Below are 25,377 nucleotides of genomic sequence, written 5' to 3'. Positions count from 1 at the left end.
CCCCCTGGAGGAGACCACGTGCGTCGCCTGGCACTCGCCGCCGGAACCGCCCTCGTCCTGCTCGCCGCCCCGGCCTGCAACGCGGACGACGACGGACAGGAGTCCGCCAACGTCATCTCCCCCGGCGCCCCCGGAGAGTCCTCCACCCCCGCGACCGCCGAGGAGATCGCCGCGCTCGCCGAGGAACAGGGACACAACGAAGCCGACGTCACCTACCTGGTGATGATGATCGAACACCATTCCCAGGCCCTGGAGATGACCGACCTGGTCCCGGACCGTTACCGGCGCGACGGCGTCGAACGCATCGCCGACCGCATCGCCGCGGCCCAGGACCCGGAGATCTCCGCGATGGAGAGCTGGCTGGAGGAGAACATCTTCGGTCCGGCCCGGGACAACCCCGCCCACCAGAACTTCTGCGGTCTGGAGGGCGAGGGCGGCCACCACTCGGAGGGCGAGGACGTCCCCCTCTGTGACCTGGAGGTCGACCATGACGACATGCAGGGCATGGTCTCCGAAGAGGACATGCGACGGCTCACCGACGCCGAGGGCGACGAGTTCGACCACCTGTTCGTGGAATTGATGACCGCCCATCACGAGGGCGCGGTGGCCATGGCCGTGGACGTCCTCTCCGATGGACACGACCAGACCGTGATGCGGATGGCCAACGACCTCATCGCCGAGCAGAACACCGAGATCGCCCGCATGGAGGCGGTCCTGGAGGACGAGGACTGATCCTTCCCGGCCGAGCCCCCGGGGTGCCCCGGGCACCAGGTGGTCGCACACACGACGGGGCGCCCTCGCTCGATGCGAGGGCGCCCCTTGTCGTGCGAGAGCGGTTCAGGGCCGCACGGAATCGATCAGGCGGACTTCTCCTGGCGATCGTCGTCCTCCGGCTTGCGGCGCGGGACGATCGTAGGGTTGACGTGCTGCTCCACCGACTCGCGCGTGATGATCACCTGGCCGACGTCCTCCCGGCTGGGCACCTCGTACATCACCGAGAGCAGGACCTCCTCGATGATGGCGCGCAGACCACGGGCACCGGTACCGCGGATGATGCCCTGCTCGGCGATGGCCTCCAACGCGTCCTGGGTGAACTCCAGCTCCACGTTGTCCAGCTCGAACAGCCGCTGGTACTGCTTGACCAGGGCGTTGCGCGGTTCGGTGAGGATCTGGATCAGCGCGGCCTTGTCCAGGTTGTGCACGCTGGTGATCACCGGCAGACGACCGATGAACTCCGGGATCATCCCGAACTTGAGCAGGTCCTCCGGCATGACCTCGCCGAACAGCGCCCGCTCGGACTCCTCGGTCTTGGGCCGCAGCACGGCGTTGAAGCCCATGCCCTGCTGCCCGGTACGGGACTCGATGAGCTGTTCCAGCCCGGCGAAGGCGCCACCACAGATGAACAGCACGTTGGTGGTGTCGATCTGGATGAACTCCTGGTGCGGGTGCTTGCGCCCGCCCTGCGGCGGAACACTCGCGGTGGTGCCCTCCAGGATCTTCAGCAGCGCCTGCTGCACACCCTCCCCGGAGACGTCCCGGGTGATCGACGGGTTCTCGCTCTTACGGGCGACCTTGTCGACCTCGTCGATGTAGATGATCCCGGTCTCGGCCTTCTTGACGTCGTAGTCCGCGGCCTGGATCAGCTTCAAGAGGATGTTCTCGACGTCCTCGCCGACGTAACCGGCCTCGGTCAGCGCCGTGGCGTCGGCGATGGCGAAGGGAACGTTCAGGATCTTGGCGAGGGTCTGCGCCAGCAGGGTCTTGCCCGAACCGGTCGGACCCAGCAGCAGGATGTTGGACTTGGCGATCTCCACGTCCTCGTCACCGGGACGGTCGCCCTCGGAACGAACCCGCTTGTAGTGGTTGTACACCGCCACCGACAGAGCCTTCTTCGCCTGCTCCTGACCGATCACGTACGAGTCGAGGAAGTCGAAGATCTCCCGCGGCTTGGGAAGGGAATCCCACGTGAGCTCGGTGGCGTCGGCGAGTTCCTCTTCGATGATCTCGTTGCACAGATCGATGCACTCATCGCAGATGTACACGCCGGGGCCCGCGATGAGCTTTTTCACCTGCTTCTGGCTCTTACCGCAGAATGAGCACTTCAGCAGGTCCCCGCCGTCGCCGATGCGTGCCACCCAGCCACTCCTCAAAACTAAGGCCACCCCGCCCCCGACGCGTTTCACGTCGGACGGCACGGAAGCGAACTCCCGTGAATCTTCCGTCCACGACCGACCGGTCACGGACGGGGCGATCTGTGTGTCGCTCCCCGCCAGGGTAAGCGAAAAACCGGACCGGCTTCACCACCGGGTTGTTCCAGGCGGGTCCCGAACCGGTCCGGCGCATGCTTTACGAGGCCGGAGAACCCCTACCGGAACATCCACGCGAATGCGCGGAGTCCGGTTCGGCTCGGGGTTTCTCCGGCGGGTGCCCTACTTCAGGGAAGCCTTGCGGTAGGGCAACACGAAGTCGATGAGACCGTACTCGACGGCCTCCTCCGCGGTGAGGATCTTGTCGCGCTCGATGTCCTTGGACACCTGCTCGGGCGAGCGACCCGTGTGCTTGGACAGGGTCGTCTCCAGCTGCTGCCGGATCCGGGTGATCTCGTTGGCCTGGATCTCGATGTCGCTGGCCTGGCCGTGCATGCCCTCGGTGGCGGGCTGGTGGATCATCATGCGGGCGTTGGGCAGCGCGCCGCGCTTGCCCGGGGTGCCGCCCGCCAGCAGGATCGCGGCGGCCGACGCGGCCTGTCCGATGCACACCGTCTGGATGTCGGGGCGCACGAACTGCATGGTGTCGTAGATCGCCATGAGGGAGGTGAAGGAACCACCCGGCGAGTTGATGTACATCTGGATGTCCCGCTCGGAGTCGAGCTGCTCCAAGGTGATGAGCTGGGCCATCAAGTCGTTGGCGGAGACATCGTCGATCTGCACGCCGACGAAGATGATCCGCTCCTCGAAGAGCTTGTTGTACGGATTCATCTCCTTGACGCCGTACGACGTGCGCTCCACGTAGGACGGCAGCACGTAGCGGCTCTGGGGAGCCATCGAGGCCGCGCCGCCGATCAGACTGGGGTTGAACTCGGTCATTTCACGCCTTCCACGCACTACGCCGATCCATGGACTGGGTCAGGACAGCACTGAGTACGGTCAACTGGTCACATCGAGGGTGCCTTCGAGCACCTCGTCGATGAAGCCGTACTCCAGCGACTCCTGGGCCGTGAACCAGCGGTCCCGGTCGGCGTCCTTCTCGATCTGCTCGACCGTCTGCCCGGTGTGCTCGGAGATCTTCGTGATGAACATCTTCTTCACGTAGAGCAGCTGGTCCGCCAGGATCCGGATGTCGGAGGCGGTGCCCCCGATGCCACCGGACGGCTGGTGCATCATGACGCGGGTGTGCGGCAGCGCGTAACGCTTACCGGCCGCACCGGCGCACAGAAGCATCTGCCCCATGGACGCGGCCATACCGATACCCACGGTACGCACGTCGTTGGGGATGTACTGCATGACGTCATAGATCGCCATGCCCGCCGTCACGGAACCACCCGGCGAGTTGATGTACATGGTGATGTCCCGCTGGCGGTCCTCGGCGGACAGCAGCAGGAGCTCACCGACAAGGCGGTTGGCGATGTCGTCGTCGACCTGTTGGCCGAGGAACACGATTCGCTGGCGCAACAGGCGCTGAGGCGTCTGCTCAATAAAAGGGGAAAGTTGCGGGTCCGACGTACGAGCGTCGAATCCCGGGGACTCATCAAAGGTCGGCGGCACTCTCGTCACCTGCTCCGGAATCGAAACGGTTGCGATACAGCGACACTAACGCCGCTGGGCGTCGGGCTCGTCCGTATAACGTCCCTGTTCGCTTTGAGCGCAGGGTGCGGGAGGGGTGGAAGACACCTTTTCTCCTGACAGCGAACAAAGCACCACGGGCCCCGATCGCCCCGGTTCCGGGGCGGTCGGGGCCCGTGCGAACGCTACGGACCCGAAGGACTACTTGCTGTCGTCCTTGGCGTTCTCGTCGGCCTTCTCGGACTCGGCGGCGTCGTCTTCGACGACCTCCACGGTCTCGACGACCTCGACGTCCTCGGTGGCGGCGGCAGCGGCCTTGGCCGCGTCCTCCACCACGTCGGTGTCCTCGGCCGCCTCGACCTGCGGGGTCTCGATGACGTTGCCGTCCTCATCGGTCACCTTGGCGTCGGCCAGGACCAGGTCCATGGCCTTGCCGCGGACGACCTCGGTGAAGGCGACGCGGATCTGGTTCGACTCGACCAGGTGCTGGGCCAGCTGGTCCGGGCTGACGCCCATGCGCTGGGCCTGCTCGAACACGTACTGGCTGAGCTCGCCCTGGTCGGCGCTCAGGTCCTCCTGGAGGGCCAGCTGGTCGAGGATGAAGCCGGCCTTGACCGCCGAGTTGGCGCCGGTCTTCAGCTCCTCCTCGAACTCCTCCTCGGTCTTCTCCTGCGACTCGAGGTAGGCCTCCTTGGTCAGACCGCTCTGGGCGAGCTGCTGCTCAAGGCTCTGGCGACGACGGGTGATCTCCTCGTCGACGACCGCGTCGGGCAGCGGCACCTCGACGGACTCGATGAGCTTCTCCAGCGCCTTGTCGCGGGCGGCGGAGAGCTGCTGCATGCGACGCACGTCGGCCATGCGCTTGCGCACGTCCTCGCGCAGCTCGTCGATGGTGTCGAACTCCGAGGCCAACTGGGCGAACTCGTCGTCCAGCTCCGGCAGCTCCTTCACCTTGACCGAGTGCACGGTGACGGTGACGTCGGCTTCCTCGCCCTCGTGGTCGCCACCCACCAGGGTGGTCTTGAAGGTGGCCTCGCCCTCGGCCTCCATGCCGCGCAGGGTCTCGTCGAGGCCCTCCAGCATGGCGTTGGTGCCGACCTCGTAGGAGTAGCCGCTCACGGCCACGTCCTCGAGCTTCTCACCGTCGACGGCCGCCGACAGGTCGATGGACAGGTGGTCGCCGTCCTCGATCGGACGGTCGGCGCCCACGAGCGTGGAGAAGCGCTCGCGCAGGGTGCCGATCTGCTCGTCGACCTGCTCATCGGTGGCGGCCGCGTTGTCGACGGTCACCTCGATGCCCTTGTAGTCCTTCACCTCGAACTTGGGGCGGACGTCGACCTCGGCGGTGAAGGCGAGCTCGTCGTTGTCCTCCAGCTTGGTGACCTCCACGTCGGGCTGACCGAGCGCGAAGATCTCCTCCTTCTGGATGGCTTCGTTGTAAAGCTCCGGAACGGCGTGGTTGACCGCTTCGCTGATCACCGCACCTCGGCCGACGTAGCGGTCGATCAGCCGCGCCGGTGCCTTGCCCGGGCGGAAGCCCTTGATCCGAACCTGCTTCGCGAGCGACTTGTAGGTCACGTCGAAAGCGTGCTCGAGCTCCTCGAAGGGCACCTCGATGGTCAGCTTGACCCGGGTCGGGCTGAGCTCCTCGACATCGGTCTTCACGGGGCGGTACTCCTAGGTTTGCCGGCTGGTGTCCGCGTCGGCCCGCAGTCGCACCACACGAACGGCGAATGCACGCGAGCACCCCGGACCGTGGAGACCACGTTCTACTGGGGTGCCCTGCGACGGGCTGGGACTTACAGTTTCCTGCTGATCGCACCAAGTCTAGGGCAGATACGCAGGGGGCCACGGCCGCCGGCCGAGAGGCCGGACGGCCGCGAAAGATTTCGTCGGGGTGGCGGGATTCGAACCCGCGGCCTCATGCTCCCAAAGCATGCGCGCTAACCAAGCTGCGCTACACCCCGTTGCCCGGCGGGGACACACCAATCCGAAAACGAGTGTGCGACCACCGCCCTGGAGACTGTACTCTTATCTCCAGCGGCAGGACGAGTCTAGAGGAAACTCAAGGGCTCTGAAGCCATGCGGGCGTAGTTCAATGGTAGAACCCCAGCCTTCCAAGCTGGTCATGCGAGTTCGATTCTCGTCGCCCGCTCCACTCGGAGCGAGCCGTGTGCCTCCAGGCACCGGCTCGTTCCGCTATTTCACCACGGGGACGACCCCCTGACCCCCGCCCCACTCGGAGCAAGCCCTATGCCTCCAAGCACCGGCCCGCTCCGCCATTTCACCAAGGGGACGACCCCCTCACCCCCGCCGCACCACTTTTCCGTTCCACATCGCGAACTCTTCACGTGATGGGGCACACATACCGCTCACGGGGTTCCCGGCAACGTCCGTCACACCCGAGGTGAACACCGTTCGGTTCTCCTCCCCAGAGGCGGAATACCCCCGCCCGGCAGGTACGTTGACCTTTCGGGTGAGCCCGTCCACGCGAGCGGACGCGGACGCCCCTCGGTCGTATGGAGGGAACGGGGGCCACATGCGGGAATCTGGCACGGACGAGGCGTACCAAGCGGCCACGCCGCTGGGTCTGCGTTGGTTCGAACGACCGGACCCCCTCGAACGACCGGTCGTGGTCACCGGGGTCTTCGACGTACTGCACGTGGGACACATCCGATTCCTGGGTGCCATCGCCGAACGCGGCCACCCCCTCGTCGTGGGCATCGAGTCCGACGAGCGAGTGCGAGCCTGGAAGGGCCCCGAACGGCCGATCAACCCGGCCGAGGAACGGGCCGAGACCATCGCCGCGCTCGCCTGTGTGACCGGTTCCTTCATCATCGACGGACCCCCCACGGTCGCCGACTGGGCCGCCTACGCCGACCTGCTTCGCCCCCTGGCCCCCGCCGCCCTGGCCTTCACCGCCGGGGACCGCTACACCCAGGCCAAGATCCGCGGCGCGGAGGCGCTCGGCGCCCGCTCCTGGGAGCTGCCCTTCACCCCGGGCCGCTCCACCACGGCGGCGCTGGGTCGCCTCTCGCACTCGCTCTGAACCCTCGATTCCCCACCATCCCCCTCCCCCGCATGCTCGGGAAGCGGCACGGCCCCATCGGTGTTGACACATGCGTGGCGAACCGATGTACGAAACGAGGCCGTCGATGATGTCAGGGAGGCCCTCCTACAGGGCCCTGGTCAACGATGGGAGCGCGCGAGGGCAGAGGCTGCCCCCGGGGATCACCCGACGCATCCTGTCGTACGCCCGACCGCACTGGCGGTCGATCCTGTTGTTCCTGTTGGTCACCTCGATCGGCGCGGGCGTGGTGGTGGCCAACCCCCTGCTGCTGCGAGCCATCATCGACCAGGGAATCATCCCGGGGAACACCTCGGTGGTGGTGTGGTTGGCGGTCGCCGCGGGTGCTCTGGCCCTGCTGGAGGGCGTCATCACCCTGACCGGCCGGTGGTTGTCGGCCCGGATCGGGGAAGGCGTCATCTACCTGCTGCGCACCCAGGTGTTCGCCCACGTGCAGCGAATGTCGATCTCCTTCTTCACCCGCACCCAGACCGGTTCGCTGATCAGCCGCCTGAACACGGACGTGGTGGGCGCCCAGCGGGCGATCACCTCGGTACTGCAGTCGGTGGTGTCCAACCTCATCAGCGTGGTGGCCGTGCTCATCACCATGCTGGCCCTGTCCTGGCAGGTGACCCTGCTGGCGTTGGTACTGGTACCGCTGTTCATCGTGCCCGCGAAACTGCTGGGCCGCAGACTCGCGACCATCTCGCGCGACGCCATGGACAACAACGCGTCGATGAGCTCGCTGATGACCGAACGGTTCAACGTCGGCGGCGCCATGCTGGTGAAGCTGTACGGCCGTCCAGACGAGGAGAACCGCGGGTTCTCCGAGAAGGCCGCGCGCGTTCGTGACCTGGGAGTCCAGCAGGCGGTGTTCGGTGGCCTGCTGTTCACCATGCTCGCGACCATCACCGCGCTGGCCGTGGCGATGGTCTACGGCGCGGGCGGCCTGCTCGCGGTGCGGGGCTCCTTCGAGGTCGGCACCCTGGTCGCGCTCACCACCCTGCTGACACGGCTGTACGGTCCGGTGACCACCCTGTCCAACGTGCACGTGGAGATCATGACCGCCCTGGTGTCCTTCGACCGGGTCTTCGAGGTGCTGGACCTGGAACCGCAGATCAAGGAGGACCCGCACGCCCGGCCGTTGCCGGAGGGTCCGTTGAGCGTGGAGTTCGACCAGGTGTCCTTCCGTTACCCGGGCGCCGCCGGGTCGTCGGTGGCCTCCCTGGAACTGGCCCCACAGGCGGAGAAGGACGAGGACACCCAGGTGCTGAGCGGGGTGTCGTTCCACGCCGAACCGGGCCGGATGGTGGCGTTGGTGGGCCCCTCGGGTGCGGGAAAGAGCACGCTCACCCACCTGGTGTCACGACTGTACGACCCGACCGAGGGGCGGGTACGGGTGGGCGACCTGGACCTGCGTGAGGCGACCGGCGACTCCCTGCGTTCGGCGATCGGCGTGGTGACCCAGGACGCGCAGCTGTTCCACGACACCGTCGGCGCCAACCTGCGCTACGCGCGTCCGGAGGCCACCGACTCCGAGTTGGTCGAGGTGCTGCGCATGGCACGTCTGGGCACGCTTCTGGAGCAGCTGCCCCAGGGCCTGGACACCATGGTGGGAGATCGCGGTTACCGGCTCTCCGGGGGCGAGAAGCAGCGGCTGGCGATCGCTCGGTTGCTGTTGAAGGCGCCGTCGGTGGTGATCCTGGACGAGGCCACCGCCCACCTGGACTCGGAGTCGGAGGCCGCCGTTCAGGAGGCCCTGGCCGTTGCCTTGGAGGGGCGCACCTCCCTGGTGATCGCGCACCGGTTGGCGACCGTGCGGGAGGCCGACCAGATCCTCGTGCTGGAGGACGGGCGGATCCTGGAGCGCGGGTCACACGAGGAACTCCTCGGCGCGGGTGGCCTCTACACGGCGCTGTACCGCACCCAGTTCGCCCCGCAGAGTCGCTGACGGCCCACGGCGCGGTCCGGGCCTCCGGATCGCGCCAGTGCCGCGTCGGTCAGGGTTCACCCCGTCGCGGCACTAGACCTTCTCCGGCTTCTTCCTTTTCTTCTTGGACTTCTTGGACTTCTTCTTGTCCTTGCCGTCCTTCTTGCTCTTCTTCTGCGCCTTGGCGTCCTCGCCCTTGCCGTCCTTGGGCTTCTCGCGCTTGGGCTTCTTGCGTTTCTTCGGCTTCTTCGCGTCCTTGGAGGTGACGTGGTCCGCCAAGACCTCGGGAAGCGGGGCCAGACCGGGACCGCCCTCGAAGATCCAGTCGTCGACGGCTTCCAGCAGGTCGTCCTCGGTCATCTCACCCAGCCAGACGGGGCGGCCACCGGCGGCGCGGCCCATCGCGGAGGGCTGGACCACGACGACGTTGGCCTGGAAGCAGATGCCCAGACACTTGCTGGTGCGGACGGGAACACGGCGGGCGGAGTGGTCGTCGATGGCGCTCAGGCGGGCGAGCTGGGCGTCGTGGTCGACGCCGGGGACCTTCTTCTCCGTTCCGCAGCAGCATCCTCGACAGACCGTGAGTTTGCAGGGCGCGTCCTCGACCGCACTCATCCCCCACCCCCTCACCCGCTGGTCGGGTTCGCCTTATCCGGCCAGGGTAATCATTCGTAGCACCACCCTGACCAGCGGGTACTCGATCGGTTGGGTGATCTTCCGGTGTGGGGGCACCGAAACGGCGAGGAGCGGATGGGGCGCCCACTTTCGTGGACCCGCCCCACCCGCCCCGTGTTCCGAGGAATCTTCGCCCGGCTCGAAACTATCCGCGCCGGTCGTCCTCGTCGGAACGGCCCTGTCCGCGGTCCTTCGAATCGCCGGTGTCCTCCTCCGAACGCCCCGCCCCGTCACCCTGCTTGCGCAGGTAGTCGGTGGCCGCGCCGGAGGCCTTGTCGATCTTGTCGTCGTGGGCGCCGCCCGTGGCCTTCTTCGCGGCGTCGGCGGCCTTCCCCACCAGACCCTCGGCCTTGTCCGCGTTGTCCTCGACCGTCTTGCGCAGCTTGTTGAACGCGTCACCCGCACCGGCCATGGTCTCCCCCTGGGGTCGTCGTCGATCGTCCGGGCCCACCCCGGGTTTCTCCGGGGTCCGCCCTGGTCACCCATCGTACGGAAGAGGGCATGGTTCAAGACACCTCTTCGACCGACGAGTTCGTCGGACGGGCCCCGTTCCGGTCAGATCCCCAGCACCGCGCGCGCGATCGCGAAGTAGATGAGCAGGCCGGTGGCGTCCACGAGTGTGGCCACCATCGGGGAGGAGACCACCGCCGGGTCCACTCCGACCTTGCGGGCGAGCAGCGGCATCGACGAGCCGATGATCGCCGCCCAGGTGCAGATCGCGACCACCGACAGGGCGACCGCCACCGCGACCGCGAAACCCACGAGCAACGAGCCGATGGCCAGGGCCAGGAGCGCGAGGATCACGCCCAGCAACAGGCCGACCCGGCTCTCCTTCCAGATCACCGATGGAAGGTCGCGCACCCGCACCTCGCCGACGGCCAGGGCGCGCACGATGGCCGTCGCCGACTGGGCTCCGACGTTGCCGCCGGTGCCGATGAGCATGGGCACGAACATGGCCAGCGCCGTCACCTGTTCCAACGTCGCCTCGTACACCTGCATGACGTTGACGGTGAACGTGGCGGCGACGATGAGCAGCATCAACCACACCGACCGTGCCCCCACCAGACGGAGCACTCCGACCGAGGCGTAGTGGTCGTCGATGGGACTGGCACCGGACTGGAGCGCCATGTCCTCGGAGTCGGCGGCCTCGATGACCTCAAGGGCGTCGTCGACGGTGAGCATGCCGACGAAACGGTCCTCGGAGTCCATCACGGGCAGGGCGACCAGGTTGGCCTCCTGCATGAGTCGGGCTGCGTCCTCGACGGGTTCGTAGGCGCGAACCCGAGGCGCGAACACGTCCACCAGGTCCTTGAGGATCATGTCGACGTCGCTGACCACCAGGTCGCTGAGGGTGACGGTGCCGACCACACGGCGGCCGTCGCTGACCACCGGCAACGTGTAGATGATCTCGGCGCCGGCCCCCTTGGCGCGGACCACCTCCAGCGCGCGGCCGACGGTGAGGTCACGGTGCAGGACGACCGTCTCGGGGGTCATGTACCGACCGACGGAATCCTCGGGGTAGCCCAGGAGGGCGGCGGTCATCCTGCGTTCGGAGGGGCTCAGGCCGGCCAGGGCACGGGTGGCGATCTTGGCGGGGGCCTCCCCGATGAGCCTGGCGCGGTCGTCGGGCTCCATTTCCTCCAGGAGGTCGTGGAAGTCGGTTCCACGCAGGCCCAGGAGGATGTTCTGCTGTTGGCTCGAATCGAGTTCCTCGAACACCTCCAGCTCCCGGTCCTTGTCCAGGAGCCGGAAGGGGATGATCGCCTCGCGTCCGGTCATGCGGGAGAGTTCGTCCGCGATCTCGTGGGGCCTGTGTTCGGCCAACCAGAGTCTGATCCCGGTCAGGTCGTTCGTCTCGACCAGATCGATGAGTTCTTCAGCGCGCTCGCCGTCCATGCGAAGCACCCCCTTGCATCGCCGGGGCCCGGCGCACACGTCCGCCGGGCCGGTGGTTCGGGAAAGGTCCGGCCCCTCGTCGCTGGTGGGGTCGGCCGTGCGAGCGTCGGCGTCTGGGGGGACGGGGAGGGCGGGCACGGCGATCCGGGGACGTGTACGAAGAACCTCGTACGGGGTCGGGGAACATGACGACCCTACCTCTGGCGGCGGCCGTCCGGTCTCATCCGGGACCCGTCGGCGCGGGGCGTTCGCCCATGAGCGCGCGGTGGGGTCTTCAGTTGCGCCAGAGGACGACGAGCGCGCAGTCGTCGTTCTTGTCCTTGCTGAGGGTGTCGACGATCTCGCTCGCCCCGGTGGCGAATCCCTGGGTGACCAGGGTGTCCGCGGCGCCGAGGAGTTTGTCGATGCCGGCGTCCAGGTCCTCGCCGGGGGTCTCGATGAGCCCGTCGGTGCAGAGCATGATGGCGTCGCCGGGACGGAGCCCGCCCTCGACGAAGGTGTAGGTCAACTCCGGGATCACGCCGAGGACCACGCCCTTGGCCTCGGTGGTGCTCCATACCCCGCCGCCGCCGTCGTAGTGCAGGGCGGGCGGGTGCCCGGCGGAGGCCACCTGGTACTCGCCGGTGACGATGTCCACGCTCAGGTGGACGGCCGTGACGAAGCCCTCACCGCCGCTGTTGCGCATGAGGTAGTCGTTGCAGTGGGCGAGGAAGTCGCGGGCGGGCACCGCGCCGATGAGTCCGCTGAAGGCACCGGAAAGCAGCAGGGCCCGGGTCCCGGCGTCCACCCCCTTGCCGGACACGTCCACGAGAGCGACGTCGAGCCGGTTCTCCCGAAGGATCGAGACCACGAAGTCGCCACCGAAGGAGGAACCGCCGGCCTGACGCAGCACGGCGGTGCGCCCCCATCCCTTGGGGAGCTTGGGCAGCCGACCCTGGTGGCGTAGTCGGTCGCGCAGGTCCAGCAGCATCATCTCGCCGCTGAGCCCCTGCACTCCGAGGCGTTCGCGCAGCCCGGACAGCAGGTACGAGAGCACGGCGGTGACCCCGATGGTGACCAGCAGCCCCGGCCCCACCTGACCGAAGTCGAGCATGTAGGCCACGAACACCAGGACCGCGGCGACCACGGCCAGTAGGAACGCCAGGCTCTTGCGTTTGAGGAGCAGGCCACCGGCGAGAACGGTGAGGATGGTGGAGCTGGGTGGGAACCAACCGGTGGGACCCCACACGGCCCCCACCCCGATGCCCACGGCCAGGGTCACCAGGGTGATGAGGACGAGCCGGTAGCGGAACAACACCTTGCGCCGGAGCACCGCGACGAGCCGCTGCGCGGTCGAGCGCAACAGCCGGGTGGTCTTGGCGGTCGGTGTGGAGTTCATGGGTCCTCGCGATCGGCGCGCCCGCTTCGCTCGCGGGGGTTACTCCTGGTCGTCGTACGGCGCACCGCCGCGGCCGGGGTCGCGTCGGGGCGGATCTCGCGTCGGCGGGCCGGGGGCTCGTGGGGGATCACCCGAAAGGAGTGGCGGTCGCCCGGAGGGTGACACCATCGCACCGCGGATGGCTCTGACCCGCCGCTGTGCACGAACTGTAGCGCTTGGGGCCTCGAAGTGGCACGTGCATCCGGGCCGGATCCGCCCCACTATCCCGGGTTTGGGGTCCGCCTAAACCCGTGGGGACGCGCCCTCGGCGGGCCGCGCCGTACCTGGTCACGCACCAGGATCCCCTGGCCGCCGCCGGCGTCGGTGGCGACCCCCGGGAGCGTTCGCCCCGATCCCCGACGACACGGCGTGTCCCGCCCCGGAAACACGAAGGGCCCCCACGGTGGGCGGGGACCCGGTCCGGCCGCTCGTGGCGGGCCATCGACGAGACGTTACGGAAGCGGGGGCAGTTCGCCGGTCCGCTCGTAGTCACCGAGCATCGCGATGCGGCGGGTGTGCCGCTCCTCGTCGCTGTAGGGGGTGGTCAGGAAGAGTTCCACGAACCGGGTGGACTCCTCCAGGGAGTGCATCCGCCCACCGATGCCGAGCACGTTCGCGTCGTTGTGCTCGCGCGCCAGTTTGGCGGTGTCCTCGCTCCAGGCCAGGGCCGCACGAACGCCCTCGACCTTGTTGGCGGCGATCTGCTCGCCGTTGCCGGAGCCACCGATGACGATTCCCAGGGAACCCGGGTCCTTCGCCACGCCCTCGGCGGCGCGCAGGACGAACGGCGGGTAGTCGTCCACCGCGTCGTAGACGGCCGGCCCGGCGTCCACGACCTCGTGGCCCCGCTCCTTCAGCCAGGAGACGAGGTGTTCTTTGAGCTCGAAGCCCGCATGATCTGATCCAAGGTAAACACGCACGTCACCAGTGTGACAGCTTCCACGCACGAAAAACGCCGCGCCCCACCCGTGAACGTTCGGGTGGGGCGCGGCGGAGCGTGTGGGAGGCGTACGCCTCGTCCGTGGGCCGCTCAGACTCCGGCCGCGGCGGCGGCGACGCTCAGCCCGAGAGCGGCGAAGCCCGCCATCGACAAGATGGCGATCACGTTGCTGATAAGGATCGACTTGAGGTCCTTACTCAGAGGACCTGCCTTGGAGACCGCAGGCTTGTTGCTCAACTCACACCTCGTTTGGTTTCGACCGGGGATGCCCGATCGGGATCTTCCCACACCGCACAACACACGCTTCACCGGGGGTGATTCCCCGCGAACGCGGTCCCGCGAAGTGACACCTCCCACAGGCGCCCCCGGCCACAACGACCCCGGATGCTACATCTGTACGGCCTTGACCTCGCAGAACTCCACCAGACCGGGCAGACCCCACTCCCGACCGTTGCCCGAGCGCTTGTATCCGCCGAAGGGCGCGAGCGGGTTGAGGGCGCCGCCGTTGAGCTCCACCTGACCGGCGCGCAGCCTACGGGCCACCTCCAGCCCCTGCTCGGAGTCGCCCGACCACACGGCCGCGCTGAGCCCGTAGACGGTGTCGTTGGCGATGCCGACCGCCTCCTCCACCGTGTCGTAGGGGATGAGCGCCAGGACCGGGCCGAAGATCTCCTCCTGGGCGATGCGCATGTCGTTGCGCACGTCCGCGAAGACCGTCGCCCGCACGAAGTAGCCCTTCTCGTGGCCCTCCACCGGCTCGGAGCCGCCGGTGACCAGGCGAGCCCCCTCCTTCACACCGAGGTCGATGTAGGAACGGACCTTCTCCAACTGGGTGGCGGAGACCAACGGGCCCAGGCGGGTGCCCTCGTCGGTCGGGTCGCCCGGGACGTACTTGGCGACGGACGCGGCGGCCAGTTCCACGGCCTCCTCGTAGGAGTCGCGGTGCACCAACATGCGGGTGAGCGCGTTGCAGCTCTGCCCGGTGTTGCGCATGACGTCGGCGACACCGCGCTTGACCGCCTGCGTCAGGTCGGCGTCGGGCAGGATCACGTTGGGCGACTTACCGCCCAGTTCCAGGGCGACCCGCTTGACCGTCTCGGCCGCCACCTGGGACACCCTGGTCCCGGCGCGGGTGGAGCCGGTGAAGGAGACCATGTCGACCTTCGGGTGCGCGGCGATGGCCTCGCCCACCACCGGGCCCGTGCCGCTGACCAGGTTGAACACACCGGCCGGGAGCCCGCTCTCCTCGAACACCTCGGTCAGGGCGTAGGCGCCCAGCGGGGCGACCTCACTGGGCTTGAGCACCACGGTGTTTCCCGCCAACAGGGCGGGGACCACCTTGAGCACGATCTGGTGCAGCGGGTAGTTCCACGGGGTGATGGCGCCGACCACGCCGATCGGTTCGTGCACCACCAGGGAGTTGCCGACCTTCTCACCGGTGAAGTAGCGCTCCCCGTGCTGCTCCACCAGGTCGATGTAGGTGCTGAACATCAGGGAGGGGAGGCCGACCTGCACCTTGGTGGCGAAGCCGGTGGGCGCGCCCATGTCCTCGGTCATGATCGCGGCGATGTCCTTCTGCCGCGCGGCGAACAGCTTCAGGGCCTTGGTCAGGTGGGTGACGCGCTGCCCCGGAGTGAGCGCGGACCACCCCTCGAACGCGGTGGCCGCGGCCTCGACCGCGGCGTCGACATCAGCGGTGGATCCGGCCGGAACCGTGTCGATGACCTGCTCGGTCGCAGGGTTGATCACGTCCAGGGCCTCGTCGGAGGTGGAATCGCGCCAGGCGCCATCGATGTAGAGGGATCGCATGACACCACCTTCGCAGAACGGGATTCGGGTTGGCCATACCCCCCGACGGCGAACGACCCGGTATCCGTGGTTTCACGGATACCGGGTCGTGTTCTCTGCGTCTTCGCCGGCGCTTCGGCGCGTGTTCGGGGCCTTCGCAGACGGTTCCTCATCGTCGTCTACGCCCACCACCCTCAACGGGCATCCCCTGTGACCCCCGTGGTGGTGTCCGGGTGGGCCGGGCTCAGCCCCAGTGCGGGGGGCGGTCGGCGATCAGTCGCGCCGTGGAGTCCTCCTCGGTGTCGCCCCACCCCTCGGCGCGCTCGTCGCCGGTGATGTCGGGCAGGATCTCCAGGTCATCGAAGAAGTCGACGCGACGGTCGTCATCCGGCCCGGGCATGGGTTCCTCCAGGGTGGGTCAGTCGAAGATGGGGTCACGGGTGCGGGTGCGCTTGAGCTCGAAGAAGCCGTCGATCCCGGCGACCAGACGCACGCCGTCCCACAGCTTCCCGGCCTCCTCGCCGCGCGGCGTCGGGGAGACGACGGGGCCGAAGAACGAGACACCCTCGACCTGGACGACGGGGGTACCGACGTCCTCGCCGACCAGCTTCATCGCCTCGGCGTGCGAGGCCCGCAGGGCCTCATCGTATTCGGTGGAGTCCGCGGCCTCGGCCAGGTCCGCCGGCAGGTCGGCGTCGGCCAGCGCGGCGCGGATCGTCTCGATGGCCTGGGGCTCGCCCTGGTTGTGGAAACGGGTGCCCAGCGCCGTGTAGAGGCGGTCCAGGACCTCGGGTCCGAAGCGCTGTTCGGCGGCGACGCACACACGCACCGCCTTCCAGGAGCGTTCGATCCCCTTCTTGTACTCCTCGGGCAGGTCCCGACCCTCGTTGAGGACGCCCAGGCTCATCACGTGCCAACGCACCCTCACCTGGCGTACCTTCTCCACCTCCAACAGCCAGCGAGAGGTCATCCAGGCCCACGGGCACGCGGGGTCGAACCACATGTCGGCCCAGACGACCTGATCGCCCTGCTGTTCGGGGGTCTGCGTCATTTTCCGGTACTCCTCGTCGAGTGGGTCGCGAACTTTCGTCGCGTAGATCCACAACCCCACGCATCGGTTGCGCATTCCGCACCCGCGCGTGGCAGGATCGAAGCCGATGGACGACCTCCGGCCCGACGAGGCCCGCCCCCGGCTGATCCGCTGGTCGGTGGGCTCGCCGTGACCGGCAATGAGACTCCGGCCGGCGAAGACGGCGGCCGCGAAGGGAGCTTTGCGTGGCAGGGAACCTCACAAGGGACGAGGCCCGGGAGCGGGCGCGCATCCTCGGCGTCGACTCCTACGACGTGGAGCTGGACCTGACGACCGGGGGCGAGACCTTCCGGTCCACCACCACGGTGCGTTTCTCCTCCTCCGAACCGGGTGCCCGTACCTTCATCGACCTGGTCGCGCCCACGGTGCGGGAGGCCACCCTCAACGGCGTGGAGCTCGACGTGGCCGCGCTGTTCGACGGTGAGCGGTTGGCCCTGCCCGACGTCGCGGCCGACAACGAGCTGACCGTGGTCGCCGACGCCGCCTACATGCGCACCGGTGAGGGCCTGCACCGCTTCGTCGACCCGGTCGACGAGGCCGTGTACCTGTACTCGCAGTTCGAGACCGCCGACGCGCAGCGTATGTTCACGTGCTTCGACCAGCCCGACCTGAAGGGCACGTTCGAGCTGACCGTGTACGCGCCGCCGTCCTGGGAGGTCGTGTCCAACAGCGCTCCCGACGTCGAGCGTGAGGCGGCCGGGGACGAGCGCGTGCGCTGGCACTTCCCCGCCACCCCGGTGATGTCCACCTACATCACGGCGCTCATCGCCGGTCCCTACCACGTGGTCCGCGACGAGCACGACGGCATCCCGCTGGGCCTGTACTGCCGCGCGTCCCTGGCCGAGCACCTGGACTCCGACGCCCTGTTCGAGGTCACCAAGCAGGGCTTCGACTTCTTCCACGGCCTGTTCGACGTGCGCTACGCCTTCGGCAAGTACGACCAGCTGTTCGTGCCGGAGTTCAACGCCGGGGCGATGGAGAACGCCGGCGCCGTCACCTTCCTGGAGGACTACGTCTTCCGGTCCCGGGTCACCGACGCCCGCTATGAGCGTCGCGCCGAGACCATCCTGCACGAGATGGCGCACATGTGGTTCGGTGACCTGGTCACCATGCGCTGGTGGGACGATCTGTGGCTGAACGAGTCCTTCGCAACCTACGCCAGCGTCTACTGCCAGGCCAACGCCACCAAGTGGACCGACGCGTGGACCACCTTCGCCAACGTCGAGAAGGCGTGGGCGCTGCGCCAGGACCAGCTGCCCTCCACCCACCCGATCGCCGCCGACATGGTCGACATCCAGGCGGTCGAGGTCAACTTCGACGGCATCACCTACGCCAAGGGCGCCTCGGTGCTCAAGCAGCTCGCGGCGTACGTGGGCGTGGACGACTTCTTCGCGGGCGTTCGCGCCTACTTCAAGGAGAACGCGTTCGGCAACACCGAGCTGAAGGACCTCTTCAAGCACTTGGAGGCCGCTTCGGGTCGGGACCTGTCCGGCTGGTCGCGCGAGTGGCTGGAGACCACGGGCGTCAACACCATGCGCCCGGAGTTCGAGGTGGACGCCGACGGGAACTTCACGTCCTTCGCGATCCTGCAGGAGGCCCCCACCGAGCACCCGACCCTGCGCTCGCACCGTCTGGCCGTCGGCCTGTACGACCGCACCGAGAACGGCATCGTGCGTCGTGAGCGCGTGGAGCTGGACGTGAGCGGCGAGCGTACCGAGGTGCCCGAGCTGGTCGGTCAGTCCCGCCCCGACCTGGTACTGATCAACGACGACGACCTCACCTTCACCAAGATCCGGTTGGACGAGCGTTCCCTGCGCACCGTGATCGAGGGCGTCGGTGAGATCCGCGAGTCACTGCCCCGGGCCCTGGCCTTCGGCGCCGCCTGGGACATGACCCGCGACGGTGAGATGGCCGCCCGCGACTACGTCGAGCTGGTCATCTCCGGGATCAGCGGCGTGAGCGACGTCATGGTCGCCCAGACCCTGCTGCGGCAGGCCGCGGGCGCCATCGTCAACTACGCCGACCCGGCCTGGCGTCCCGTCGGCTTCGAGAAGCTGGGGACCCGTCTGCGCGAGCTGCTGTCCTCCGCCGAGCCCGGTGGCGACCTGCAGCTGGCCTACGTCAACGCGCTCGCGTCGGTGGCGGTCACCGAGGCCGACCTGTCACTGCTGCGTGGGCTGCTGGACGGCGCGCTCACCGTGGACGGGCTGACCGTCGACACCGACCTGCGTTGGACCCTGCTGCACCGTCTGGTCGCCGCCGGTGAGGCGGGCGAGACCGAGATCACCGCCGAGTCGAAGGCCGACCCCACCGCCGCGGGTCAGCGCAACGCCGCCGGAGCCCGGGCCGCCGTGCCCACCTCGGAGGCCAAGGAGGCCGCCTGGGAGCGGATCGTCGGTGGCGACCTGGCCAACGCCGAGTTCCGCTCGGTGCTGCTGGGCTTCACCGAGCCGCTGCAGTCGGACCTGTACCGCCCCTTCCTGGACCGGTACTTCACGCAGTTGGCCCCGGCCTGGGACAAGTGGACCGGTGAGTTCGCCCAGACCTTCGCCGAGGTCGCCTACCCGAGCCACCTGGTCGAGGAGGGGACGCTGGAGCGCACGGACGCCTACATCGCCGAACACTCCCCCGCCCCGGCGCTGCGCCGGCTGCTGATCGAGGGCAAGGCCGGGGTGGAGCGCGCCCTGCGCGCCCGCGCCACGGACATCGCCGCCGGCCAGGCCTGACGCCGGGTCGAACACACGACGGCCCCGGAAGGGATCTTCCTCCTTCCGGGGCCGGAGTTTTCCTCGGGACCGGCTACCGGATACGCCCGGGGCCGCCCAGCGGGCCCAGGGTGCGCCGGATCCGGCCCACCGTTCGCGGGTCGGCGAGCAGCTCGTCCACCAGCACCGGTTCGCCCTCGCCACTGGTCAGTGGAATCCGCCAGTTGGGGTACTCGGTGCTGGTGCCCGGCTGGTTCTGCATGCGTCGCTCCCCCACCACGTCGGTGAGCGCCACCCCGAGCATCCGGGCCGGGGTGGCCTCCAGGTAGGCGTGCATGGCGGCGACGACCGCCGCCGGGTCGGCCAGCGGGTCGACGTCGGCGTCCAGCAACCCCAGTTCCACAAGCGTCTCGCGCCACCGGCCCACGCGTTCCTCGGAGTCCGCCCGCTCCTCGGCCACGGGCCGGTCGAGCAGTCCCAGGCGGTCGCGCAACTCCACGTGTTCGGCCGACAGGAACGACGCCACCGGCGGCAGGTCGTGGGTGTCGACGGTGGCCAGGCAGTCGGTACGCCAACGGTCGGGCGTGCGCGGCCGTCCCCGTTCGTCGTTCTCGAACCACAGCACCGAGGTTCCGAAGATCCCCCGGTCCGACAGGTGTTCGCGCACCCACGGCTCCACGGTGCCCAGGTCCTCGCCGATGATGACCGCGTCCGCCTCGCGCGCGGCCAGGGCCAGGACTCCCACCATGCCCTCGTGGTCGTACTCGAGATAGGTGCCCTGGTCGGCGGAGGCTCCCTCAGGTACGCACCAGAGCCGGAACAGCCCCATCACGTGGTCCATCCGCAGGCCGCCCGCGTGCCGCAGGTTGTGGGCGAGGATCTGGTGCAGCGGGCCGTACCCCTGCCGGGCCAGGTCCGTGGGGTGCCAGGGCGGCTGTCCCCAGTCCTGCCCGAGGCGGTTGAACTCGTCCGGGGGCGCGCCCACGTGCAGCCCCCGCACCAGCGTGTCCTGGAACATCCAGGCGTCGGCGCCGCCGGCCTGCACCCCGATGGCCAGGTCGTGCACGATGCCCAGACTCATCCCGGCGTTGAGGGCGCCGTTCTGGGCGAGGGCGAGTTGCTCGTCGAGGATCCACTGCAACCACCGGTGGAACTCCACCCGCGGCCAGCGTCGGAGCGCCTCCTTGCCGACGGCGAGGGCACCGACGTCGCGTAGGTGCGCGGGCCAGGTCCGGTGGTCGGAACCGTACTCCTCGGCCAACGCGGACCAGGTGGCGAACTCGACCAGCGCCTGTCCCTCACCGTCCAGGTAGCGGCGTAGTACCTCCTCGCGGCCGGGCGCGCGCGGCACTTGGAAGAGGACCTCAAGGGCGGCCTTCTTGGCCTCCCAGACGGCGTCGCGGTCGAGGAGGTCGGCGGTCCGTCCGCGTTCGCGCAGTGGCCGGGCCAGGCGTTGGACACCTTCGCGTTGGGCCGGGTCGAGCCGCGCGTACTCGGGCACGTCCTCGATCCTGATGTAGAGCGGGCTCCCGTAGCGACGGCTCACCGGCAGGTACGGCGAGGGTTCGATGGGGGCCGTCGGCTCGGTAGCGTGCAGGGGGTTGATCAGGGTGAAGTCGGCGCCCAGGTCTCGGGCGCTCCAGTCGGCGAGTTCGGTGAGGTCGCGTAGGTCGCCGGTGCCCCAAGAAGCGCGCGAACGCACGCTGTAGACCTGGGCCATCAGGCCCCACAGTCGCGGGTTCCGGCTCAGCGCGGTGGGTTCGATCCGGTCGGGGACCACCAGCAGCGGAGCGGCGTGGTCGGTGCCGTTGTCGGTGACCCGCAGGGTGTGCACGCCCAGTGGCAGTCCCGGATCGAAGGGCAGCAGCGCCCCGTCCGCGGTCTCCACGACGGCGCGCGCACCGTCGGGCAGCACCAGGTCGGGTGCCTTTCCCTCGCGGAGCACGACCGCCGGTGGCAACGGCCCTCTCTCCGGGCGCGGCTCGGGGTCGGCCGGATCCACCCCCATCGCCGCCAGGACATGACGGATCGTGTCGAGGCCGACGGGCACCCGTCGTCCCCGCCAGTCCTCGTACGTGGTCGCGATCCCGTACTGCTCGGCCACCCGGGCAAGCTGAACGTCCCTCACAGAAACCGATCATGCCCCACCAGGGCGTGTGTACACCGGAGGGCGCCCCGGCGTGGGGGCGAAAGGTGGTCGCCGGTTCCGTACCCGGACCGAACATGAGCCGAGCTCTTCGGCGACTTTCCGGTACGAACGGTGACCTCTGTCGCACGGTCCGTTCGTTCCGTCGCGGCTCCGCCCGGTCAAGCGCATAATCGGGAGCGTGCTCGCCAACTACCGACGGCTCTTCGCCGTGCCCCACGTCATGTCCCTGCTTCTGTGGTCCCTCATCGCGCGGTTCTACACCCCGGGACTGATGATCGCGGTCACCTTCCTGGTGCAGGGATGGACCGGTTCCTACACCTTGGCGGGTCTGGTCGCGGGGGCGTTCACCCTGGGCATGGCGTTGGTGGGGCCACTACGAGGGCGTATGGCGGACCGCGGCGGCGGTGACCGCCTGGTCCTGGTGTGCGGCGTGGTGTTCACCGTGGGATTGACGACCATGGCGCTGCTGCCCGCGTCGCTGTGGTGGCTGTCGATGCCGTTGGCGCTGGGGACCGGCCTGTTCGGCACCCCGGCCAACCAGATCGTGCGGGCGCTGTGGCCGCGGTTGACCCATGGGCCCGAGCGTCAGGCCATCTACGCGGCCGAGGCCACCACCCAGGAGTTGTTGTTCGTCTTCTCACCGATCCTCACCGCCGCCGTGGTGGCGATGGCCGGCCCCCGATACGCCCTGTTGATGTTGGGCCTGCTGGGGCTGGCGGGTTCGGTGGGGTTCGCGTGGGCGTTGCGGCGCGCCGGGGTCACCGGTCCGGCGTCGGTCGGGCACGGGACGTCCGCCGAGGCCGCCGCTCCGCGAGAGGTACGGCGGCGGAGTCTGCTGGCATCCCCCGCGCTGTGCCTGGTCTTCGTGACGTGCCTGCTCATCGTCTCCGGTGTGGTGGGCATGGACCTGGTGATCGTGGCGTGGGCCAACGAGTTGAACGCGCCCCGGTACGTGATGGTGCTGGCTTCCGTGTGGGCACTGGGATCGTTGGTGGGCGGTGCCGTCGCCGGCGGTCTGAAGGGCGTGCCGCGCCTGCCGCTGCGGGCGTTCGGCGCCGCGGCCGGTATCGCGATCCTGGTTCCGTTCGTGCCGCCCATCACGCACCTGCCCACGCCCCTGCTCATCACCCCGCTGCTGTTCGTGTCCGGGCTCGCCCTGGCCCCGACGCTGGCCGCGGTGATGGGACGGCTGGGCGACACCGCGCCCTCCCACCGGCGGGCGGAGGCGTTCGGGTGGATGGCCACGGCCATGAGCACGGGCGGCGCCGTGGCCGGTCCGCTGACCGGCGCGCTGGTGGACTCCAAAGGCATCGCCGGCGGGGTGTTGGGCGCGGTCGGCCTGGTGACGCTGGCCGCGGTGCTCACCCTGTTCCTGCGTCACCCGTCGACCCGCGAGGAAACCCCTCCCCGGGAGGAGGCCCCGGTCGACCGTTCGGAGGTCACTCCTCCCAGCCCGGCGGGAAACGGTGCGCCCATGGACGCGCCCTCTCCAGTTGGGCCGACAGGGACAGCAGGGTCCCCTCTCCGCCCATGCGACCCGTGAGCATCACACCGATCGGCAGACCACGCTCGGACCAGTGCAGCGGCACGTTCACCGACGGCTGTCCGCTCACGTTGTAGACCGAGGTGAACGGCGTGAACTCCGTCATCCGTCGGAACTCGGTCTCGGGTCCGTCGCCGGTGAAGTGGCCGATGGGGACCGGTGGCGCGGCCAGGGTGGGGCTCAGGACCGCGTCGTAGGGCTCGGTGGCGGCCAGCAGTGAACGCACGCCGCGTTGGAGCCGGGCCCAGGCCGCGACGAGGTCGGGCGCGGGGGTGGACCCGGCGCGTTCGCGCAGCCAACGGTTGATGGGGGTGAGTTCGCTCTCGCGGGCGGGGTCCACCGGGGTGGCCGCGCTCATCGCCTCCCACAGGTACTGGAAGTCGTCGGCGTAGGTGCCGGCGAAGTGGGCGTCGACGGGAGCCTCGATCGGCGTCACCTCGTGTCCCAGTTCCACGAGCAGCCTGGTCGTCTCCTCGTAGGCGGCCAGCACGTCGGGGTGGACGGGGATTCCGGCGGATCCGGTGTCGGTGTAGCGGCCGATCCGCAGCCGCCCCGGTTCGCGTCGGGCGTGGCCGGCGAAGGTCTCGCCGGGTGCCAGAGGCGGGGCCGCGTAGGCGTCTCCGGGGTGATCGGCCGCCATGACGTCCAAGAGCAGGGCCGCGTCCAGGACTGTGCGGGTGATCGGACCGGAGGTGGACAGGCCGAACAGGTCCACCCGGTCGGAGCCGCCGGAGATCCGGCCCCGAGTGGGTTTGAGTCCGAACAGTCCGCAGGCCGAGGCGGGAATGCGGATCGATCCGCCACCATCGCTCCCCTGCGCCGCCGGGGCGAGTCCGGCGGCCACCGCGGCCGCGGCGCCCCCGCTGGAGCCGCCCGGCGACAGTCGGGTGTCCCAGGGGTTACGGGTGGACGGGGCGATGTCGTTCTCGGTGTAGCAGGTCGACCCGAATTCGGGGGTGTTGGTCTTGCCGAGGAACACCGCGCCGGCCTCGCGCAGTCGCGCGACCACCGCAGAGTCGGTGGGGGCGGTGAGGCCCGTGTACAGGCGGGAGCCGAAAGTGACGGGTGCGCCGGCCAGGGGGTCCAGGTCCTTGACGGGCAGGGGGATCCCCAGCAGGGCCGGAAGAGTGGCCGGCGTGTCGGAGACGACCCGCTTCTCCGCATTTCGGGCCTGCTCCAGGGCGCTTTCTTCGAGGACCGAAACATAGGCGCCGGAACGTTCGTCGAACCTGCGAATCCGCGTCAGATAGTGCTCAGTGATCTCAACAGGCGACAGCTCACGACTGCGGACCAGTGCCACGAGCCGATGAAGGGGAAGTTCGTGCATCCGGGTCATACCGCCAGAGATTAACGGGGTAAGGCAACGGGCACCACGCGAATGAGGTCGATCTTCTCTAGAGAGACGACAAAAAAGTAATCCTTCCCCATTCTCGGCATCCGAACACGTACGGATGCAAGGGCGCAAGGTAAGAAAAGTGTGAGAAGTAATGCACTAGGACTCGGATATGGATGGAACTAACCTGTCCGTCGTGGAATCGGCAACCAGAGTGAACAGTCGCAACTCATCTTCCGGAGGGTCCGAACCCGAAGGAAACAACGCCCTCTTCTTCCCCAACCAACGCAGGACCGACGGGATCGGCGGCAAGGCCCTGTACGGGGCCCTCAAGTCCAACGACGCCCTCCGCCGGTGGATCATCCGGAGCACGATCGCCGCGATCGTCGCCGGTGGCATCGGCATGCTCACCGGGGAGTGGCGGGTCGGCGTCACTTTCGGACTGGTCGCCCTGGTCTCCGTCATGGTCTGGAGCTCGCGCCGGGAGTCCGAAATCCCACGCTGGCGCAAACCCTCGGCGGCACAGCGTCGCACCGAGGCCCAGCTCAAGGTCATGAAGCAGCTCGGCTACCGCGTCCTGCACGCGCGCGCCGTGCCCGGCGGCAACGGGCAGATCGACCACTTCATCGTCGGTCGCCGCGGCGCCTTCGCCATCGACTCCGAGTCCTGGGACAAGCGCCTCCCGCTGCGCAACAAGCTGGAGAAGCTGTACCACGGTCGGTTCAGCAAGAACGAACGGATCGACGAGGCCCTGGAAGAGGCCGAACGCGCGGCGGAGCTCGTCGGCAAGGAGCTCGGCCGCGAGATCAAGGTCCGCGCCTCACTGGCCATCTACGGTCCCGGCATGCCCTGGGACAGCCACCGCCTGCGCGGAGTGGACATCATCACCGGCACCAAGGTCCGCAAGTGGCTGCGCACCGGCCGCGACCGGCTCAGCGAATCCGAGATCGAGGAGATCTACCAGGCCGCGAGGAAGGCCCTGCCACCCCGATATTGACTTCGGTCCCCCGCCGCCGCTCGGCCCGGAAAAGCGCCACGACGCCGTGGTTCCGGGCCTTACGT

At 68.7% G+C, this 25,377-nt stretch carries 21 protein-coding genes and 2 tRNA genes; 7 read left to right on the top strand and 16 right to left on the bottom strand.

Translation table 11 applies throughout. The annotated features are described in order from the left end of the window. Positions 1–18 precede the first annotated feature (18 nt). Positions 19–732, top strand: a complete 714-nt coding sequence (locus ABZ717_RS14195; protein ID WP_358509478.1) for a DUF305 domain-containing protein — start codon at positions 19–21, stop codon at positions 730–732. A gap of 125 nt (positions 733–857) precedes the next feature. On the opposite strand, the gene clpX is transcribed toward ABZ717_RS14195, so the two are convergent. From clpX to ABZ717_RS14170, 5 genes are all read right to left on the bottom strand, one after another. Further along, positions 858–2,135, bottom strand: a complete 1,278-nt coding sequence (gene clpX / locus ABZ717_RS14190; RefSeq protein ID WP_358509474.1) for an ATP-dependent Clp protease ATP-binding subunit ClpX — start codon at positions 2,133–2,135, stop codon at positions 858–860. Positions 2,136–2,429: 294 nt separating this feature from the next. Continuing rightward, positions 2,430–3,086, bottom strand: a complete 657-nt coding sequence (locus ABZ717_RS14185) for an ATP-dependent Clp protease proteolytic subunit (RefSeq protein WP_358509471.1) — start codon at positions 3,084–3,086, stop codon at positions 2,430–2,432. A 60-nt stretch (positions 3,087–3,146) separates the two neighbouring features. Continuing rightward, the gene (locus ABZ717_RS14180) at positions 3,147–3,695 is read right to left on the bottom strand and encodes an ATP-dependent Clp protease proteolytic subunit (protein WP_067602127.1); all 549 of its coding nucleotides are present in this window, start codon (positions 3,693–3,695) and stop codon (positions 3,147–3,149) included. Between the two features lie 288 nt (positions 3,696–3,983). Continuing rightward, positions 3,984–5,447, bottom strand: a complete 1,464-nt coding sequence (gene tig, locus ABZ717_RS14175) for a trigger factor (RefSeq protein WP_358509468.1) — start codon at positions 5,445–5,447, stop codon at positions 3,984–3,986. A gap of 227 nt (positions 5,448–5,674) precedes the next feature. Beyond that, positions 5,675–5,749: transfer RNA gene (locus tag ABZ717_RS14170), tRNA-Pro, on the bottom strand. 117 nt (positions 5,750–5,866) lie between these two features. Between ABZ717_RS14170 and ABZ717_RS14165 the strand changes: the two genes are divergently transcribed. The 3 genes from ABZ717_RS14165 to ABZ717_RS14155 all read left to right on the top strand — a co-directional run bounded on the left by ABZ717_RS14165 (position 5,867) and on the right by ABZ717_RS14155 (position 8,800). Beyond that, a tRNA-Gly gene (locus ABZ717_RS14165) sits at positions 5,867–5,940 on the top strand. Between the two features lie 381 nt (positions 5,941–6,321). Then, positions 6,322–6,831 (top strand): adenylyltransferase/cytidyltransferase family protein, encoded by a 510-nt coding sequence (locus ABZ717_RS14160; RefSeq protein WP_358509464.1) that lies wholly within the window; start codon positions 6,322–6,324, stop codon positions 6,829–6,831. A gap of 106 nt (positions 6,832–6,937) precedes the next feature. Beyond that, positions 6,938–8,800 carry an ABC transporter ATP-binding protein gene (locus tag ABZ717_RS14155; protein ID WP_358509461.1) on the top strand — a complete coding sequence of 621 codons (1,863 nt, stop codon included), beginning with the start codon at positions 6,938–6,940 and terminating at the stop codon, positions 8,798–8,800. 72 nt (positions 8,801–8,872) lie between these two features. On the opposite strand, the gene ABZ717_RS14150 is transcribed toward ABZ717_RS14155, so the two are convergent. From ABZ717_RS14150 to ABZ717_RS14110, 9 genes are all read right to left on the bottom strand, one after another. Continuing rightward, entirely contained in the window at positions 8,873–9,394 is a 522-nt protein-coding gene (locus tag ABZ717_RS14150; protein WP_358509458.1) for a (2Fe-2S) ferredoxin domain-containing protein, read from the bottom strand. 205 nt (positions 9,395–9,599) lie between these two features. After that, positions 9,600–9,866: an Rv0909 family putative TA system antitoxin gene (locus ABZ717_RS14145; RefSeq protein WP_358509455.1), complete on the bottom strand. Its 267-nt coding sequence runs from the start codon at positions 9,864–9,866 to the stop codon at positions 9,600–9,602. A 143-nt stretch (positions 9,867–10,009) separates the two neighbouring features. Then, entirely contained in the window at positions 10,010–11,350 is a 1,341-nt protein-coding gene (mgtE, locus tag ABZ717_RS14140; protein ID WP_358509452.1) for a magnesium transporter, read from the bottom strand. Positions 11,351–11,624: 274 nt separating this feature from the next. After that, positions 11,625–12,728, bottom strand: a complete 1,104-nt coding sequence (locus ABZ717_RS14135; RefSeq protein ID WP_358509449.1) for a PP2C family protein-serine/threonine phosphatase — start codon at positions 12,726–12,728, stop codon at positions 11,625–11,627. A gap of 491 nt (positions 12,729–13,219) precedes the next feature. Beyond that, the gene (locus ABZ717_RS14130) at positions 13,220–13,687 is read right to left on the bottom strand and encodes a ribose-5-phosphate isomerase (protein ID WP_358509446.1); all 468 of its coding nucleotides are present in this window, start codon (positions 13,685–13,687) and stop codon (positions 13,220–13,222) included. Positions 13,688–13,797: 110 nt separating this feature from the next. Continuing rightward, positions 13,798–13,944, bottom strand: a complete 147-nt coding sequence (locus ABZ717_RS14125; RefSeq protein WP_358509443.1) for a hypothetical protein — start codon at positions 13,942–13,944, stop codon at positions 13,798–13,800. Between the two features lie 150 nt (positions 13,945–14,094). Continuing rightward, positions 14,095–15,516, bottom strand: a complete 1,422-nt coding sequence (locus ABZ717_RS14120; RefSeq protein WP_358509440.1) for an aldehyde dehydrogenase family protein — start codon at positions 15,514–15,516, stop codon at positions 14,095–14,097. A 223-nt stretch (positions 15,517–15,739) separates the two neighbouring features. Next, entirely contained in the window at positions 15,740–15,895 is a 156-nt protein-coding gene (locus ABZ717_RS14115; RefSeq protein WP_200816045.1) for a hypothetical protein, read from the bottom strand. A gap of 18 nt (positions 15,896–15,913) precedes the next feature. After that, on the bottom strand, positions 15,914–16,546 hold the full coding sequence (locus ABZ717_RS14110; protein ID WP_358509437.1) for a DsbA family protein: 633 nt from the start codon (positions 16,544–16,546) through the stop codon (positions 15,914–15,916). A 224-nt stretch (positions 16,547–16,770) separates the two neighbouring features. On the opposite strand from ABZ717_RS14110, the gene pepN reads away from it, so the two are divergent. Then, positions 16,771–19,311, top strand: a complete 2,541-nt coding sequence (pepN, locus tag ABZ717_RS14105; protein ID WP_358509434.1) for an aminopeptidase N — start codon at positions 16,771–16,773, stop codon at positions 19,309–19,311. A gap of 73 nt (positions 19,312–19,384) precedes the next feature. Here pepN and malQ read toward each other — a convergent pair whose 3' ends face one another. Further along, entirely contained in the window at positions 19,385–21,418 is a 2,034-nt protein-coding gene (malQ, locus tag ABZ717_RS14100; RefSeq protein WP_358509432.1) for a 4-alpha-glucanotransferase, read from the bottom strand. A gap of 199 nt (positions 21,419–21,617) precedes the next feature. Between malQ and ABZ717_RS14095 the strand changes: the two genes are divergently transcribed. Next, the gene (locus tag ABZ717_RS14095; protein ID WP_358509429.1) at positions 21,618–22,982 is read left to right on the top strand and encodes an MFS transporter; all 1,365 of its coding nucleotides are present in this window, start codon (positions 21,618–21,620) and stop codon (positions 22,980–22,982) included. Here the strand turns inward: ABZ717_RS14095 and ABZ717_RS14090 are convergent. After that, positions 22,879–24,318 (bottom strand): amidase, encoded by a 1,440-nt coding sequence (locus ABZ717_RS14090; RefSeq protein WP_358509426.1) that lies wholly within the window; start codon positions 24,316–24,318, stop codon positions 22,879–22,881. The genes ABZ717_RS14095 and ABZ717_RS14090 overlap by 104 nt on opposite strands. Before the next feature lie 211 nt (positions 24,319–24,529). Between ABZ717_RS14090 and ABZ717_RS14085 the strand changes: the two genes are divergently transcribed. Beyond that, on the top strand, positions 24,530–25,312 hold the full coding sequence (locus tag ABZ717_RS14085; protein WP_358509423.1) for a nuclease-related domain-containing protein: 783 nt from the start codon (positions 24,530–24,532) through the stop codon (positions 25,310–25,312). Positions 25,313–25,377: the final 65 nt, after the last annotated feature.

The sequence above is a fragment of the Nocardiopsis sp. NPDC006832 genome, from assembly GCF_040635885.1.
In the GTDB taxonomy this organism is placed as follows: domain Bacteria; phylum Actinomycetota; class Actinomycetes; order Streptosporangiales; family Streptosporangiaceae; genus Nocardiopsis.
Note: the sequence above shows the minus strand (reverse complement) of the source record. Positions and strands in the feature narration are given on the sequence as shown.